The organism is Demequina pilifera, assembly GCF_048814985.1.
GTDB lineage: Bacteria > Actinomycetota > Actinomycetes > Actinomycetales > Demequinaceae > Demequina.
This window is the reverse complement of sequence record NZ_JBMDTW010000002.1, coordinates 295646-311099: the sequence shown is the minus strand read 5'-3', so window position 1 is coordinate 311099 and position 15454 is coordinate 295646. Positions and strand designations below refer to the sequence as shown.

The window sequence follows — 15454 nt, the reverse complement described above, 5'->3', positions numbered from 1 at the left end:
CATAGTAACGCTGAATAGCGGGTGCGCAAGGGGGGGATGTGCGCGGGTCCTGTGGAGCGGTAGACGTCCATGAGTGCCGGACAGGGGGCCGATGCGCGTCACAGGGGTCCATGAGTGCCGGACAGGAGGGGTGGGCGGGGCAGGGACGAGTGCCCCCGGCAGGACTCGAACCTGCAACCTACGGATTAGAAGGCCGTTGCTCTATCCATTGAGCTACGGGGGCGGGGCGCGGTTACCCAGCGTAATGGCACTCGCGCGCGTCCCGGCGGCAACCCGGCCCGCGCATCGGCCCGCGAAGCCCGCGCAGCGGGGTGCAACCAGGGCCGACGATGCGGGGGTCGGGACGCTGGCACGGTAGCCTGATCCATGCGCTTGCGGCACGCCTGCGCAAGGAGGAGGGACCGTACCGGCATGACGATCCGGCCAATCAAGACATGGTCGCATCCCGGCGCGCTCCTCGACGCTCTGGTGGATACGCGAAACGTTGTCGCAGGGCTCGAACTGCCGATCCCGCTGGGTGACGCCGAGAGCACGCGCGAGCTGCGCGCACACATGCTCGATCAGCTCGACCACCACCTGATCCCGCGCGTGCGCGAGGAGGCCTCGCCCGCCATCGTCGTGGTCGCGGGCTCGACAGGAGCGGGGAAGTCCACCGTGGTGAATGCGCTGCTCGACGAGCAGCTGACCGCATCCGGGGTGCTGCGGCCGACCACCAAGGTGCCGCACGTGTTCCACCACCCCCTCGACGCCGACGTGCTGAGCTCGATCGCCCACGAGGCCAAGGTGATCTCCACGGAGGCGGTGCCGCGCGGGCTGGCGCTCATCGACTCTCCCGACCTGGACTCGGTGCGCGGCGAGAACCGCGACGTCGCGGAGCAGCTGCTCGAGGCCGCGGACCTGTGGATCTTCGTCACCACCGCGGCCCGCTACGGCGACGCCGTCCCGTGGGAGGCGCTGCGCCGCGGCGCCGAGCGGGGCGCGTCGATCGCGATGGTGCTCAACCGCGTGACCGTCGACGTCGCCGCGCAGGTGCGCCGTGAGCTCGTGGACAGGCTCGCGAACGAGTCGCTCGAGTCGCTGCCGCTGTTCGTCATCCCCGAGGACACCGAGGGCGGCGCGCGACTGCCCAAGGACGTCGTGGGCGGGCTGGGCCGGTGGCTCGAGGGCGTGGCCGCCGCCTCCGCGTCGGCCATCGTGGAGCGCACCATGCACGGCGCCACCGAGTCGCTCAAGGAGTGGCTCGAGACCCTCGCCGAGCGCATGGACGACCAAGCCGCCGCGGCCAAGGAGGTGCGATCCGAGGTGCGCCGGTGCGCGGCCCGCGCCGAGGCCGCGGGTGGGGACGCCTGGTACGAGGCCATCCCCACCGGATCGCTCGAGGCGCGCTGGGAGACGGCGTGCGACGAGGGCGGTCCGCTGCACAAGCTGCGCAACAGCGCCTGGGTCAAGCGCCGCAGCGCGCGGGAGCAGCGCGACGAGGCGCTGCGCGTCATCGAGCTCGAGGTCATCGAGGCCGTCGAGGCCACCCTCGCCCGCGCCGCGGACTCCGCGTCGGAGCGGATGGTCGAGGCGCTGTCCCACGGCGAGGAGTCGCCCGGACGGTGGCTCGCGCAGCAGCGCGATCCGCGCGACTCTCGTGTCAGGCGCGAGCGCCGCGCGGCCGACGCCACCCGGGCGTGGCTCGCCAAGGTCCGCGAACAGGTGACGCGCCTGCCCGGCGCCTCGCGTGGCGCCGAGGTCATCGGCGAGGACGGGCTGGCGGTGACCCTCGCATCGGCCGCCTTGGGCGTCGAGCCCGCCCGCATGCTGCTGGGCGTGCTCGTGACGCCCAGCCTCAGCGACGCGCTGCACCTCGCGCGCGCCGAGCTCACGGGCGCCCGCCGGTACTGCATCAACCGCGAGGCGCTGGACATGATGCGCCCCACCGACGTGACGTCGCTGCTGCCGGAGGCGTCCTCCGCGGTGCGCCTGCGCCGCGCCGAGCTCAGGGGACTGATGTGAGCGTCCAGTTCGAGCACGTCGAGGCCCCGTCCGAGACCACGGTCCTCCTCGAGCGCGTGGCGCGGCTGAGGTCGTCGATGGAGTGGGCCTCCGAGGCGATCCCGCGCTCGGTGCGCGAAGCGGTCCACGCGACCATCGAGCGCTGCGATCAGCGGCTCGCGATGGGGGTGGACCACACGGTGGTCGCGCTCGCGGGCGGCACCGGATCCGGGAAGTCCAGCCTCTTCAACTCGATCGTGGGCTGGGAGTTCGCGGTGCCGGGAGTGGCCCGCCCCACGACGTCTCACGTGAGCGCAGCGGTGTGGGGCGACTCGGCGAATGCCCTGCTGGACTGGCTCGAGGTCGCCCCCGACCGTCGGCTGCGGCGAGAGATCGACCAGCTCGACTCGGACGACGAGGTGACGCTGTCGGGGATGGTGCTGCTCGACCTGCCCGACCACGACTCGATCAACGCCGCGAATCGCGCGATCGTGGACCGGGTCGTGCCGATGGCGGACCTGCTGCTGTGGGTCGTCGACCCGCAGAAGTACGCCGACCACGCGCTTCACCAGTTCTACCTGCGGGCGGCCTCCGAGCGTGACCGGCCGTCGCTGGTGGTGCTCAACCACGTGGACAGGCTGTCGACCGAGGACGCGTGGGCGGTCGCGCGGGACCTGCAGCGCCTGCTCGCGGTCGACGGGATGACTCAGGTGCCGGTGATGCCCGTGTCCGCTCGCACGGGGCAGGGCCTCGACATCCTGCGCGCCGAACTGGCGGGCGCCGTGTCGGCGCGCACCGTGGCCGCGGAGGCTGTGCGTTCGGATCTCGTGAGCGCGGGCCGCGCGCTGGCGGGAGCGCTCGCGAAGGATGCCGAGCCGCAGCTGCCCGACGTCGACGAGCTGGTGGAGGCGCTGGCGCGCGCGGCGGGCGTCGATGCGAGGGCCGATGCGGCAGCGGCGCGGGCGCGGGGCGCTCACGGCGAGCTGGTGTCCGAATGGCGCGCCCCCGTGCACACCGTCGAGCGCGAACGGCTGGACTGGATCGACGCGGCGACGGACGGTCTGCCGGCCGCGTGGAGGCAGGTCGTGTCCGAGGCCGTCGAGGACGCGGAGGACCTGGCGCGCCGCATCGAGGAGGCGCTCACGGACGCGCAGTGGCCGGCGGTCGAACCGGTGCACGGCTGGCGTGCGGTGTTCGGAAAGCCGGCTGCCGCATCGGCCGCGCGCAAGCGCACGCTCGAGACGGGCCGCGACGCGGTGCGCCGCGAGGTGCTGCCCGCGGTGCTCGAGCCGACCGAGACGATTCACCAGGCCTATCGGGCCCTCGATGAGCTCACCGAACTGGATCAGGAGAGCCACGCGTGAGTAACGCCGCCCGGGTGATCGCGGTGCTGGGCGCGGGAAACATGGCGGGCGCGCTGGCCCGTCGGTGGGCCGCGGCGGAGCCCGCCGCGCAGCTGAGGCTCACGACGGGCTCGTCGCGGCCTTCGTGGGCCATGGCCATCCCTCATGTGTCGCACGCCGCCGTCTCCGACCACGCCACCGCGAACGCGGACGCCGTCGCCGGCGCGGACGTGGTGATCCTGGGGGTGAAGCCGCACGCGATCGTGGCGCTCGCCCGCGATATCGCCGATGCGGTCGCGCCGGGGGCGCTCGTCGTGTCCGTCGCGGGCGGGGTTCGGTTGGCGGACCTTGCGGCGGCACTGCCTGCTCGCGTCGCGGTGGTGCGGGGGATGCCCAACACGCCGGTGGCCATCGGGCGGGGCGTGACCGCCTTCGCCGTGGCGCCCGGGGCCCCGGACGGTACCTCCGCGAGGCTGCGCGACCTGTTCGCTCCGACGGGCGTGGTCGAAGAGATGGACGAGGGGCTGATCGACGCGTTCTCCGCCGTGATCGGGTCCGGGCCCGCGTACGTGTACGCGGTGGTCGAGGCGCTGTCCGCCGCGGCCGTCGAGCAGGGGCTGCCGGCGGATCAGGCCGCGCGCATGGTGCCCGCGATGATCGGCGGCGCGGTGGCGTACCTCGAGGCGACGGGGCGCCACTCCGGGGATCTGCGCGACGAGGTCACCAGCCCCGGCGGATCCACCGCCGCGGCGCTCGCGGCCTTCTCGGCGCACGGCCTGGACGATGCGCTTGCCGCCGGGGTGCGCGCCGCGACGGCTCGCGCGGGGGAGCTGGGCCGGGGCTGAGCGGCCTGCTCGGCGGCGCGCCTCTGGGCCCGCGTGGTCGGATGGCCGTCCGTCCCCAGGCCGGTGTGCGCGTGCGTTCTGCACCGAACGGTCGGTGTGCGGATGCGCGCCCTCGTCGACGGGCGTGAGCCTGGGCTCAGCCGCAGACGGCGGCACGAGTCGAGGAGGCAGCATGAGAGACCTGACGATGACGGTGACCGGATGGGTCGCCACCGACCCGCGATACGTCGTGACACGAGACGGCGAGGGCACACCGATGTGCACCTTCCGTCTCGCGCAGACGTCCCGGTACTTCGACCGCAGCGCCAACGCCTGGACCGATGCGCAGACCGAGTGGTTCACGGTGCGCGTGTTCCGCGACGCGGCGAAGCTCGTCGCCGAGTCCGTCCGGACCGGACAGCCGGTGATCGTCGAGGGGCGGCTGCGCACCAATGAGTGGACGGATGCGCAGGACGTGGCCCACTGGGGCCTGCAGCTCGACGCCACGTGCGTGGGGCACGACCTCACGAAGGGGATCGCGTCCTTCCACCGTGCCACGGTCGTGGGCGGTGAGGGGGAGCAGGCGGAGGGTGCCGCGGACGACGCGGAGGATGTCGAGGGTCTGGACGAGTCCGAGGAGCTGCGCGAGCCGGACGCCGGCGCTGCGGAGGACCCGGACGAGGCGGACGAGCTCGACGACAGGCCCGCCGCGCTGGTGTGACGGGCCGCCCCGCGCGTCGGCACCCCTCGCCGGCGCGCGGGGCACGTCCCGCTGATGGGGTGCCGAACTCCGTGAGACCCCAGGCCCATACCGCGTAGGCTGGGAGCGGTATGTCAGCAGGCGCTTCAGCGCCGCCCCACAACCTCACGGAGTAGCAGTGGCAGAGTTCATCTACACGATGTACAAGACGCGCAAGGCGCACGGCGACAAGGTCATCCTCGATGACGTGACGATGTCGTTCTACCCGGGCGCGAAGATCGGCATGGTCGGCCCCAATGGTGCTGGTAAGTCGACGATCCTCAAGATCATGGCCGGACTCGAGCAGCCCTCCAACGGAGAGGCGAAGCTGAGCCCCGGCTACACGGTGGGCATCCTGCTCCAGGAGCCGCCGCTGAACGAAGAGAAGACGGTCCTCGGCAATGTCGAGGAGGGCGTGGCCGAGATCAAGGGCAAGCTGGACCGCTTCAACCAGATCTCCGAGGAGATGGCCAACCCCGATGCGGACTACGACACGCTGCTGACCGAGATGGGCACGCTGCAAGAAGAGCTCGACCATGCCGATGCGTGGGACCTCGACAGCCAGCTCGAGCAGGCGATGGACGCCCTTCGGTGCCCGCCGCCCGACGCCGACGTGTCCGTGCTCTCCGGTGGTGAGCGCCGCCGCGTCGCGCTGTGCAAGCTGCTGCTGGAGAAGCCGGACCTGCTGCTGCTCGACGAGCCCACCAACCACCTCGACGCCGAGTCCGTTCTGTGGCTCGAGCAGCACCTCGCCAAGTACGCCGGCGCAGTGCTGGCCGTCACTCACGACCGTTACTTCCTCGACCACGTCGCGCAGTGGATCTGCGAGGTCGACCGCGGCCACCTGTACCCGTACGAGGGCAACTACTCGACGTATCTCGAGAAGAAGCAGGAGCGCCTGGCGGTTCAGGGCAAGAAGGACGCGAAGCTGTCCAAGCGACTCAAGGAAGAGCTGGAGTGGGTCCGCTCGAATGCCAAGGGCAAGCGCACCAAGTCCAAGGCCCGCCTGAGCCGCTACGAGGAGATGGCCGCCGAGGCCGAGCGCACCAAGAAGCTCGATTTCGAAGAGATCCAGATTCCCCCGGGCCCGCGGCTGGGCAACGTGGTGCTGGAGGCCAAGGATCTCAAGAAGGGGTTCGGCGACCGCACGCTCATCGACGGCCTGTCGTTCACGCTGCCGCGCAACGGCATCGTGGGCGTCATCGGCCCCAACGGCGTGGGAAAGACCACGCTGTTCAAGACCATCGTCGGCTTGGAGCCGTTGGACGACGGCGATCTCAAGATCGGCGAGACGGTCAAGGTCAGCTACGTCGACCAGTCGCGCGGTGGCATCGACCCCGACAAGTCGCTGTTCGAGGTCGTCTCCGACGGTCTCGACTTCATCCAGGTGGGCAATGTCGAGATGCCTTCTCGCGCTTACGTCGGCGCGTTCGGCTTCAAGGGCCCCGACCAGCAGAAGGCCGCCGGGGTCCTCTCCGGAGGCGAGCGCAACCGCCTGAACCTCGCGCTCACGCTGAAGGAGGGCGGCAACGTCCTGCTCCTGGATGAGCCCACCAACGACCTGGACGTCGAGACGCTCGGCTCGCTCGAGAACGCGCTGCTCGAGTTCCCCGGCTGCGCCGTGGTGGTCTCGCACGACAGGTGGTTCCTCGACCGCGTCGCGACCCACATCCTGGCGTACGAAGGCACGGACGAGAACCCCTCGAAGTGGTACTGGTTCGAGGGCAACTTCGAGGAGTACGAGGCGAACAAGGTCGAGCGCCTGGGCGCCGATGCGGCCCGCCCACACCGTGTCACCTACCGCAAGCTCACGCGCGACTAGAGCGGAATCGACAGCCCCCGGTGCCTAACGGTGCCGGGGGCTTCGTCGTCCCCACCCCCGCCCGCCCTCTCTCCGCCTTAGCGCCGTGGCGGGCGGTGAGTGTCGGTTCTTGTGGCTCGTCGCATCCTGGCGGTCGCTCAGTGTCGGTCAGCCGCTACCGTGGCGCCATGAGTCGCATTCACGTCCCCATCTCGCTGCGCTGGTCCGACCTCGACGCCTACGGTCACGTGAACAACGCCGAGATGCTGCGACTTCTCGAGGAGGCGCGCATTCGGGTGTTCTGGGCCGATGCGGGGACTGGGGAAGGTGGAGACGTCGCCTCCACTGCGGTGATCGACGGCGGGCCGGGGGCGGACACCATCACGCTCATCGCCGGTTTGCAGATCGAGTACCTCGCGCCGGTGCCGTTCGAGCGCCGTCCGCTCGACGTCCAGCTGTGGATCGGGCGGCTCGGTGGGGCGAGTATCGAGATCTGCTACGAAGTGCGCTCGCCATTGGGGATGGGGGAGCAGCAGGTGTTTGCACGCGCATCGACCACGCTGGTGCTGATCGACGCCGAGACGGAGCGTCCGCGCCGCCTGACGGAGGACGAGCGCGCCGCCTGGGCGCCGCACCTCGAGGACCCGGTGCAGTTCCGCACGCGCTGAACCCGCGCATCGGCCGGAGGGCTGGGGTCAGGCGACACTCACGGCCCTGCAGGATTCACGGATCGCCTCACGGCGACACTGAGTGCCCTCTAGGGCGCTAAGGCGGAGAGGGGGGAGGGGGGAGGGGAACGCAAAAGCGCCGGCCACCCCGAAGGGCAGCCGGCGCTTTTGGTGAAGCAGGTGAGACTTACGCGGTGAGCGAGTCGACCCACTCCTGGTTGTCGGCGATCCACTCGTCGACGACCATCTCGTAGTCGCCCTCGTCTGCAGCAACGAGCAGGTTCTCGAGGTCGTAGAGCGCGTCGGCTTCCATCGTGAAGCTGCCGAACCACTCGGCGACCTGCGGGAACTCCTCGGTGATGCCGGTGCGACCATAGGTCACGAGCTCTTCAGCCTCACCCATGGCGCCCTCGGGGTCCTCGAGGTTCTTGATGTCGTATGCGCCGTAGGCCCAGTGCGGCTCCCACAGCGTGGCGATGATGTTCTCGCCGTTGTCGAGCGCGGTCTCCAGCTCCTGGAGCATGGCCGGCGTGGAGGACGTGATGAACTCCATGCCGTCGAGGCCGTACTGCGGGATGGCCGCGTCCTGCATGGTTGCGGTCAGACCGGCACCAGGCTCGATGCCGACGATCCGGTTGCCGAACGCGTCGGCGTTGTCGGCAAGCTCGTCGAGCGAGTCGATCGGCGCGTCAGCGTTGGTGACAACGGTCAGTGCCGCAGTGTCGAACCATGCGCCCAGACGCTCCATGTCGTCGCCGAACTCTTCGAGGTAGGACGCGTGCGTGAGCGGCAGCCAGACATCGGTGACGATGTCGTAGTCGCCGTCCGCGACGCCCTGGAAGACGACAGCGGGGTCGGCGTACTCGAGCGTGACGTCGTAGCCCTCATCCTCGAGCACGGCCTCCCACAGCAGCGAGGTCGCGAGCGACTCGTCCCAGCCGTTGAAGACGGCCAGGGTGAGCTCGCCACCGGCCTCAGGTGCGTCGGTCGTCTCGCCCGCGGCGGTCGAGCCGGCAGTGGACTCCTCGGTGGCGTCGTCGTCGGCCGACGCGCAGCCGGCGAGGACGAGGCCCGAAGCTGCAGTCACCGCAAAAGCGGCGGAAGTGCGCTTGTACATGTCTATCCTTTCCCGGCGTGCGGTGTCTCCGCCGCCGTGAGCATCCCTGGCCGTTTGGTACGGCCCGATGCGCGCGACCGTGGGTAACGGTCGCGAGGTCTTAGTGTTCGCGTCGGCATCTCGCCGATGCGCGGGTTCAGTCAGGCGGCGCTGGCGCCCGTGGCGCGGCGTCCGCCGACAGTTTCGTGTGCGGCGTCGAGCTGAGCCTGCTCGTCGGCGGCCCGCTTGTCGTCGCGGCGCTTGCTCCACCGTGCGTACAGGCCCATGCGCTGACCGAACGATGCGGTGAAGCGGTCGAGCAGAATCGCGAGCACCACGACGGAGAGGCCGGCTTCGAAGCCGAGTCCCACGTTGAGCGCCGAGATCGCCTGGGCGACGTCGCCACCGAGGCCACCAGCTCCGACAAGGCCGGCGATGACCACCATCGACAGTGACAACATGATGATCTGATTGATTCCCGCCATGATCGACGGCATCGCGAGCGGGATCTGGATCTGGCGGAGGATGCGGCGCGGGGACGCGCCGAAGGCCTGACCGGCCTCGACCACTTCCTTGTCGACACCGCGGATTCCGAGCTCGGTGAGCCGCACTCCGGGGGCGAGCGCGAAGACCAGCGTGGCGAAGATTCCGGGAGCGACGCCGATCCTGAACAGCGCGAGCGCCGGGATCAGGTAGACGAAGGCCGGCAGCGTCTGCAGGAAGTCCATGATGGGCTTGAGGATCGCGGAGACGACGTCATTGCGCGCCGCCCAGATTCCCAGCGGGATCGAGATCGCGACCGCGAGCAGCGCTGCGACCACGACCAGCGCGAGCGAGTCGATCGCGTTCTCCCACTGGTTGACGCTCAGGATGAACAGCAGACCGATCGCGGCTCCAGCGCCGAACTTCCAGCCACGCGCCAGCACCCCAAGGGCCGCGATGACGATGACGATGATGATCGGCCCCGGCGTCGCGAAGATCCAGTCGACGGCGTCGAACATCCAGATGAACAGCTGGCGCAGGGCTTCGAACAGCCACGAGAAGGTGTCTTCTACCCAATCGAAGAAGCCGTCGATCCAGTTGCCTACGGGGATGCGGAATTCCATCAGACGCCACCCTTCTCCGTGGACGAGTCAAGGGCCTTGTCGACCACCTCGGTGGGGAGCGGATCCACACGGGCGATCGCGGACGTCGCAGCTTCAGGCTCGCCGCCCAAGGTGGCCAGCAGCGTGACACGCGGAACCACGCCCACGAGCCGGCCCTTGTCGTCCGTCACGGCGAGGGGGAGTGCCGCCTCCAGAGACGGGATGAACAGCTCCGCCAGTGCCGTGTCCTTCGACATCGCACCGTGGTCCGTCTGAATCGCGCTCGTCAGCGACTTCTCGCCCTTGCGCACCAGGTCGAGCACGTCACGGTCGGTGACCCAGCCCACGAGCGAGCGGTCGCGCTTGATGACGTAGGCCGCGGACATCTGCTCGTCGCGCATCGTGGACAGCGCGGCGTGCGGACCAGAGCCATCGTGGATGACGGCGCGCGGCTTGCGCATGACCGACTCCGCGGTGAGCACCTTGGTGCGGTCCACGTCCTGGACGAACTGCTCGACGTACTCGTTCGCCGGGCTGGTGAGGATCTCCTCGGGGGTGCCGATCTGCACGATGCGGCCGTCGCGCATGACTGCGATCCGATCACCGATGTACATGGCCTCGTTGAGGTCGTGAGTGATGAAGACGATCGTCTTCTCCAGTTGATCCTGGAGCTCAAGCAGCTGGTCCTGCATCTCGCGGCGAATCAGCGGGTCGAGAGCGGAGAACGCCTCGTCCATGAGCAGCACCTCGGTGTCGGCAGCGAGGGCGCGGGCCAGGCCCACGCGCTGCTGCATGCCGCCCGAGAGCTGCGAGGGGTGCTTCTCCTCCCAGCCTGAGAGCCCGACCACCTTGGTGATCTCGGCGGCGCGGGCGAGCCGCTCGTCCTTGGACTTGCCCTGGATCTCGAGACCGTAGGCGACGTTATCGATCACCGTGCGGTGGGGAAGCAGCGCGAAGTGCTGGAACACCATCGAGACTCGGTGACGTCGCAGGTCGCGCAACTGCGAGGTGCTCGCGCCCGTCACGGAGTCACCGCCGATCTCGACGGTGCCTGCAGTCGCGGGCTGGAGGCCGTTGAGCGCGCGGATCAGGGTGGACTTTCCGGAGCCGGACAGCCCCATGACGACGAAGATCTCGCCGCGCTTCACCTCGAAGGAGGCGTCGATCACTGCGGCAGTCGCGCCGCCGAGATCGTCACGCGATGAGCCGTCGCGAAGGCGGCGCACGGCGTCGTCGGCGTTCTTTCCGAACACCTTGTACAAACCGTCAGCGCGCAAGGCGATGCTGTCGTTCACTGGTTACCTCAGCTCCCCGTGCATGTCGCGGGAGTAGATTGCGGACTCAATGCGACGAGGGGACTCGCAGCCGTCGGACGGCAGTCACGGGCCCGCATGGCTTCGACGTGGTGCCGTCGCCATGGCTCGCCACTAAGGCGCGCTCCTCGAAAGGGCGCAGCCAAGAGGCCTGGGCTGGTCATTGGCGCCACGGTCGCGACTGACGCGGACCCCGAAGCGGCTACTCGAAGGTACCAACCCCTGGGGGGCATCACAAGGTCGCAGGCTTCCGCGAGCCCGCCAGACGCCGCCGCGTCTCAACATCGCCCCTGCTAGATGGGCGACCGGGCGGACTGCGTCACGATTAGGTAAAGGTGGCGTCTCATCGCCACCATGGACCTATGTTAGGGGCCTGATCAGCCTGTTGGCCACCAGGTCGTCGACGCCCGTATAGCGCGACGTCGATGCCGAGACGAACGGTGTCGAATCGATGTCCGAGTACGCAGAATATTCGGCCGTGTGCCGAGCCGCGTTCGCGGGGTCTTGGAACTTCACCGCGTTGATCGACGTGAACTTGAAGTGCAGCAGCGCACCCTCGAGGTGCTCGGACTGGCGATTCAGTGAACGGGGGATCAGGCGGTGCGATGACTGCGAGAACGCGTACCAGCGCTTCCAGCGAACGAGCGGGGTCTTGTTGAGCGCGGGGCCATCGTGGACATCGTCGAAGAACAAGCGTGCGCGCACGCCGCCCTTGATCCAGGTCGTGAGCGATACCGGGTCGAAGAACCCCTGGTAGCCGGCGGTGTCGTAGAGAGAGCACGTTTGGAGGGGATCGGCGCCGCGCTCGACGGTGTTCCGCGACGCCGGGCCGTCGCTGTACATGTCGACCAGCACGGTGTGGAGCGAACGCCTTCCCCGCCGCTCGAGCGCGTCGCAGACGCTCGTCAGGTCGCGATGCGGCCCGGCGACCACCAGGAGCTCGTCGGCGTCGACATAGAGCACCCACTTGCCGCTGCAGTGGCGCCCCGCGACGTGATTGATCCAGTCGTTTCCGTAGCGGGCGCGGCCGTACGAGCCGCGGGCGGCATAGACCGTCACATCATCCTCGTGCGCGAGGTCCTCGACGAGCCCGTCGGTCGACTCGTTGTCGATGATGATGAAGTGCTCGACGCCCGCCCGGCGGTAGTACTCGAGCAGGTACGGCAGCCGCGGCGCCTCGTCGTGGACGACGAGCAGCGCCACCAGGCGGGCGCGCGCCAAGGACGGGCGGACGCGGACCGCCGTCAGCTCTCGCGACTTCCACAGGCGTCGCGCCGTCGCGGACGCGAACTCGAGCAGGTGATGGCGGACCACTCGTGCCACGGGGGCGCGCGCGGACGTGTCTTCCCGCGCGTCGGTCTGCAGGCTCCCCCCCATGGCGATCAATGTACGGGCCACGGCGGCGGTTCGCCACGGATGCGGGGCGCACCGTGATGACAGCCGTTCCCCTCGCCCGCCGCGCGAGCGCTCGCTAATGTGAGCACAGTGGTGCGTTCGTCGCGCACCGTGTGCACCGCCTGAGTGGGGGACCGGGAGGTAGGCGCTCGTGCATCCAATCGTCTTCGTCAGCCCGTTCTCGAATACCGAGAACCCGTACATCGCGCGTCAGCAGGAGCTGCTGAGGGGCCTCGGCTGCGAGGTCCGGCCGCTGTCCCTCGGATCGCTCGTCAAGGGCCGATGCTGGGGACTCGCCAGTCCTCGCAACGTGGTTCTCGTCCACTGGCTCGAGAACCGGCTCTTCAAGAAGGGGCGCGCACAGCGCCGGCCCAGCGTGACGGGTGCGGCGCAGTTCTGCGCCTACGTGACGACGCTCGTCATCGCTCGTGCGCGCGTGGTATACGTCGTCCACGACCACGACGTGCACGACGTCCAGGACTCGTGGCGGTGGCTGTCCACCCGGGCCATCCGCCTGCTGCGTCGCGTGGCCGATTCTCGCGTGGTCCACGACCCCAGCTTCGCCGAACTCTACGACGCCACGTACCTGCCTCACCCGCTGTACGAGGAGCCCACCACTTCGCCGCCCGTGTCCTCGCATGGCGTGCCGAGGTTCGCCGCGATGGGCGCGATCCGTCCCTACAAGTGCCTGGATGCGGTGCTTGAGTCGTGGCCGCCCGATGCGCCGCTGCTCATCGCGGGCACCGGGGATCCCGCATACATGGCGCGGCTGCGCGAGATCGTCTCTCGCCGCGGCCTCGAGGGGGCGGTGACCATCGACGACCGCTTTCTGTCCGACGATGAGTTCTTCGCCACGCTCGGGCGTCAGGACGTGCTGCTGCTCCCGCATCGCGCAGGCGCGAACCTGGTCAGCGGCGCCTTCTTCGCCGGCGTGGGCCACGTGCGCCTGGTCCTCGCGCGACGGACGCCGTTCATCGCGTGGGCGCAGCAGCACGTGCCTGGCATCGAGTCGTTCACGGACGATGCGGAGATAGGACCCGTGGTGCGCCGGCTGGTCGACGAGTGGGCCTCGACGCGCGAGGTCGATCTCACGCCGCAGGCCGTGGCCGCGTTCGGCGAATCAGCCTGCCGCGAGGCGTACGGGACGTTCCTTGGACTTCCCGCCCACGGGGCGAGTCGGGTCGCTGCGGACGCGAGCCATGAAGAGCGGATCTGACATGACCGATCACTTGTCGAGGTATCAGGAGCGAGACTGGGAGGTCGTCGACTACCGGTTGTACCAGGAGCCGCGCTCGGAACTGTGGTTTCGCGGCCCCGAGCCGGCGGCGCTCGCGCCCGGGGGGTACGTGGTGTGCTTGGGCGCGGCGCAGACCTTCGGGTGCTTCTGCGAGCGGCCGTACCCCGCTCTGCTCGAGGAGGAGCTGGGCATGCCGGTGGTCAACCTCGGCTACGGGGGTGCGGGGCCGCGGTTCTTCGCGCGGCACCCCGAGCTGCTGACGCTCATCAACGGCGCCGCGCTGGTGGTGGTCCAGGTGATGTCCGCGCGCAGCGAGGACAACTCGCGCTTCGCCAGCGGCGGGCTCGAGCTGCTCACTGATCGGGCGACGGGGGAGCGGGTCTCGGCCGCGAACGCCTACGCCTCTCTGCTCGCCGAAGGGGATGCGCGGCTCACGGCGCTGCCGCGGGCAGTCCGCAAGGGCGTGCGGATCGTCAAGGGCGCCCCCGAGGTCAGGAGGGTGCTCGCGCAGACGCGGCGCAACTGGATCGACAGCTACCGGGTCCTGTTCGACGGCATCACGGCGCCGACCGTGCTGCTGTGGATGTCTCGACGCCGGCCCGGACTGCACCGCACGGACCGGGCGCGATGGTGGTGGCAGCGCTACGACGACGTCAACGCGATGTTCGGTGACTACCCGCAACTCGTCAACAGGTCGATGGTGAGCGCGATTCGCCCGCTCGCGGACGGCTACGTGGACTGCACGACGCGTCGCGGTTCGCCCCAGCCGCTGTTCAGCAGATTCACCGGCGAGCGCGTCGCCGTCGACTTCGGGCGTGACCGCGAGGACCTCGCCGAGCAGCGATCGGAGAACGCCTACTACCCATCGCCCGAGATGCACGAGGACGCCGCCCACGCGCTCGCGGAACCGCTGCGCCGGATGCTGGCCCGCGCATCGGCCCCCCGGTCGCGGCCGAACCCGCGGGAGGTCGCGTGACCGCGGGCGGGGCGGGCCGGCCCATCGTCGTCACCGGGTGCCCGCGCTCGGGCACCACATGGGTCGGGTCGACAGTGGGCAGCTCTCGCGAGGTCTTCTATCTCTACGAGCCCTTCAACGACGAGGCGCCACACCCTCTCGACGTGCCCGAGCGGTACGTCTACGTGGATCCCGCCGCCCCCGCCGACGCGATCCCCGACGTGTCCGCCCTGGTCGCGATGGGCGCGCTGCGCCATCGCGTGCGGGCGAGCGCCAGGGCCGTGCGCCTGGGAACCGGCTTCCGGGCCGAGCTGCCCGCGCACCTGGCGGCGCACGAGGCCGCGACATCGCCGATGCGCTACCTGAGCGCGCGGCGCACGCTCGTCAAGGATCCGTTGGCCTTCTTCGCCGCGGAATGGCTCGCGGCGCGGCACGACGCGCTCGTGGTGATGATGCTCCGCCACCCGGCGGGAATGATCAGCAGCTACCTCAAGCTGGGGTGGCCGCACGAGGTCGACAGCCTGCTGCGGCAGCCCGGTCTGTGCGAGCGCTTCACCGGGCCGCTCGAGAGCGAGATCGCGAGGTTCCGAGCTCATCCGGACGACCGCCTGGGCGCCCTCATCCTGCAGTGGACGATCTTTGCGCAGGCCGCGATGGTGCTGCGCGAGGAGCACCCGGACTGGCTGTACCTGTCGCACGAGAACGTCTGCGGCGATCCCATCCCGCAGTTCACGGCGCTGTTCGGCTACCTGGGACTCGAGTGGACGACGGCGATCGAACGCAAGGTCGTGGCGGACTCCACCGGCGGACAGGTCGACCCCGCGCAGCATCGTCAGCACGCTCTCCAGCGCGACAGCCGGGCGGTGGCCGGCGCATGGCGGCAGCGGCTCGACCCTCACGACGCGGACCGGATCGAGGCCGAAGCCGGTCCGTGGTGGGACAGGCTCTCGGCACTCGCGTGGGCGCCGCCGCGACCACTGCCGCGACCACTGCCGAGCGCGCTGCCAGCACGCTGACG

The 15454-nt window shown here is 69.7% G+C and carries 13 protein-coding genes and 1 tRNA gene; 9 read left to right on the top strand and 5 right to left on the bottom strand.

Translation table 11 applies throughout. The features are described 5' to 3' along the window. Positions 1-150 precede the first annotated feature (150 nt). A tRNA-Arg gene (locus ACNI14_RS04155) sits at positions 151-223 on the bottom strand. A 188-nt stretch (positions 224-411) separates the two neighbouring features. Here ACNI14_RS04155 and ACNI14_RS04150 point away from each other — a divergent pair. From ACNI14_RS04150 to ACNI14_RS04125, 6 genes are all read left to right on the top strand, one after another. Then, positions 412-2001 carry a zeta toxin family protein gene (locus tag ACNI14_RS04150; RefSeq protein WP_420518710.1) on the top strand — a complete coding sequence of 530 codons (1590 nt, stop codon included), beginning with the start codon at positions 412-414 and terminating at the stop codon, positions 1999-2001. Then, on the top strand, positions 1998-3344 hold the full coding sequence (locus tag ACNI14_RS04145; protein WP_420518709.1) for a GTPase: 1347 nt from the start codon (positions 1998-2000) through the stop codon (positions 3342-3344). Before ACNI14_RS04150 ends, ACNI14_RS04145 begins: the two co-directional genes overlap by 4 nt. Further along, positions 3341-4168 (top strand): pyrroline-5-carboxylate reductase, encoded by an 828-nt coding sequence (proC, locus tag ACNI14_RS04140; protein WP_420518708.1) that lies wholly within the window; start codon positions 3341-3343, stop codon positions 4166-4168. The genes ACNI14_RS04145 and proC overlap by 4 nt, the downstream gene beginning before the upstream one ends. A 172-nt stretch (positions 4169-4340) precedes the next feature. Beyond that, a complete protein-coding gene (locus tag ACNI14_RS04135) occupies positions 4341-4868 on the top strand; it encodes a single-stranded DNA-binding protein (RefSeq protein ID WP_420518707.1) in 528 nt (175 codons plus the stop codon). A 157-nt stretch (positions 4869-5025) separates the two neighbouring features. Beyond that, on the top strand, positions 5026-6708 hold the full coding sequence (gene ettA, locus ACNI14_RS04130; protein ID WP_420518706.1) for an energy-dependent translational throttle protein EttA: 1683 nt from the start codon (positions 5026-5028) through the stop codon (positions 6706-6708). Positions 6709-6875: 167 nt separating this feature from the next. After that, on the top strand, positions 6876-7355 hold the full coding sequence (locus ACNI14_RS04125; RefSeq protein ID WP_420518705.1) for an acyl-CoA thioesterase: 480 nt from the start codon (positions 6876-6878) through the stop codon (positions 7353-7355). A 187-nt stretch (positions 7356-7542) separates the two neighbouring features. On the opposite strand, the gene ACNI14_RS04120 is transcribed toward ACNI14_RS04125, so the two are convergent. The 4 genes from ACNI14_RS04120 to ACNI14_RS04105 form a co-directional block, all read right to left on the bottom strand. Continuing rightward, entirely contained in the window at positions 7543-8472 is a 930-nt protein-coding gene (locus ACNI14_RS04120; RefSeq protein ID WP_420518704.1) for a glycine betaine ABC transporter substrate-binding protein, read from the bottom strand. 140 nt (positions 8473-8612) lie between these two features. After that, positions 8613-9557 carry an ABC transporter permease gene (locus ACNI14_RS04115; RefSeq protein ID WP_420518702.1) on the bottom strand — a complete coding sequence of 315 codons (945 nt, stop codon included), beginning with the start codon at positions 9555-9557 and terminating at the stop codon, positions 8613-8615. Continuing rightward, positions 9557-10831, bottom strand: coding sequence for a quaternary amine ABC transporter ATP-binding protein (locus ACNI14_RS04110; RefSeq protein ID WP_420518701.1), 1275 nt, complete (start codon positions 10829-10831; stop codon positions 9557-9559). The genes ACNI14_RS04115 and ACNI14_RS04110 overlap by 1 nt, the downstream gene beginning before the upstream one ends. Positions 10832-11209: 378 nt before the next feature. After that, positions 11210-12226 (bottom strand): glycosyltransferase family 2 protein, encoded by a 1017-nt coding sequence (locus ACNI14_RS04105; protein ID WP_420518700.1) that lies wholly within the window; start codon positions 12224-12226, stop codon positions 11210-11212. A gap of 169 nt (positions 12227-12395) precedes the next feature. On the opposite strand from ACNI14_RS04105, the gene ACNI14_RS04100 reads away from it, so the two are divergent. Genes ACNI14_RS04100 through ACNI14_RS04090 form a run of 3 tightly spaced genes read left to right on the top strand, consistent with a single transcriptional unit; the run spans position 12396 to position 15452 of the window. Continuing rightward, positions 12396-13460, top strand: coding sequence for a glycosyltransferase family protein (locus tag ACNI14_RS04100; RefSeq protein WP_420518699.1), 1065 nt, complete (start codon positions 12396-12398; stop codon positions 13458-13460). A 1-nt stretch (position 13461) separates the two neighbouring features. Next, on the top strand, positions 13462-14457 hold the full coding sequence (locus ACNI14_RS04095) for a DUF6473 family protein (RefSeq protein WP_420518698.1): 996 nt from the start codon (positions 13462-13464) through the stop codon (positions 14455-14457). Continuing rightward, on the top strand, positions 14454-15452 hold the full coding sequence (locus ACNI14_RS04090; protein ID WP_420518697.1) for a sulfotransferase: 999 nt from the start codon (positions 14454-14456) through the stop codon (positions 15450-15452). Before ACNI14_RS04095 ends, ACNI14_RS04090 begins: the two co-directional genes overlap by 4 nt. Positions 15453-15454: the final 2 nt, after the last annotated feature.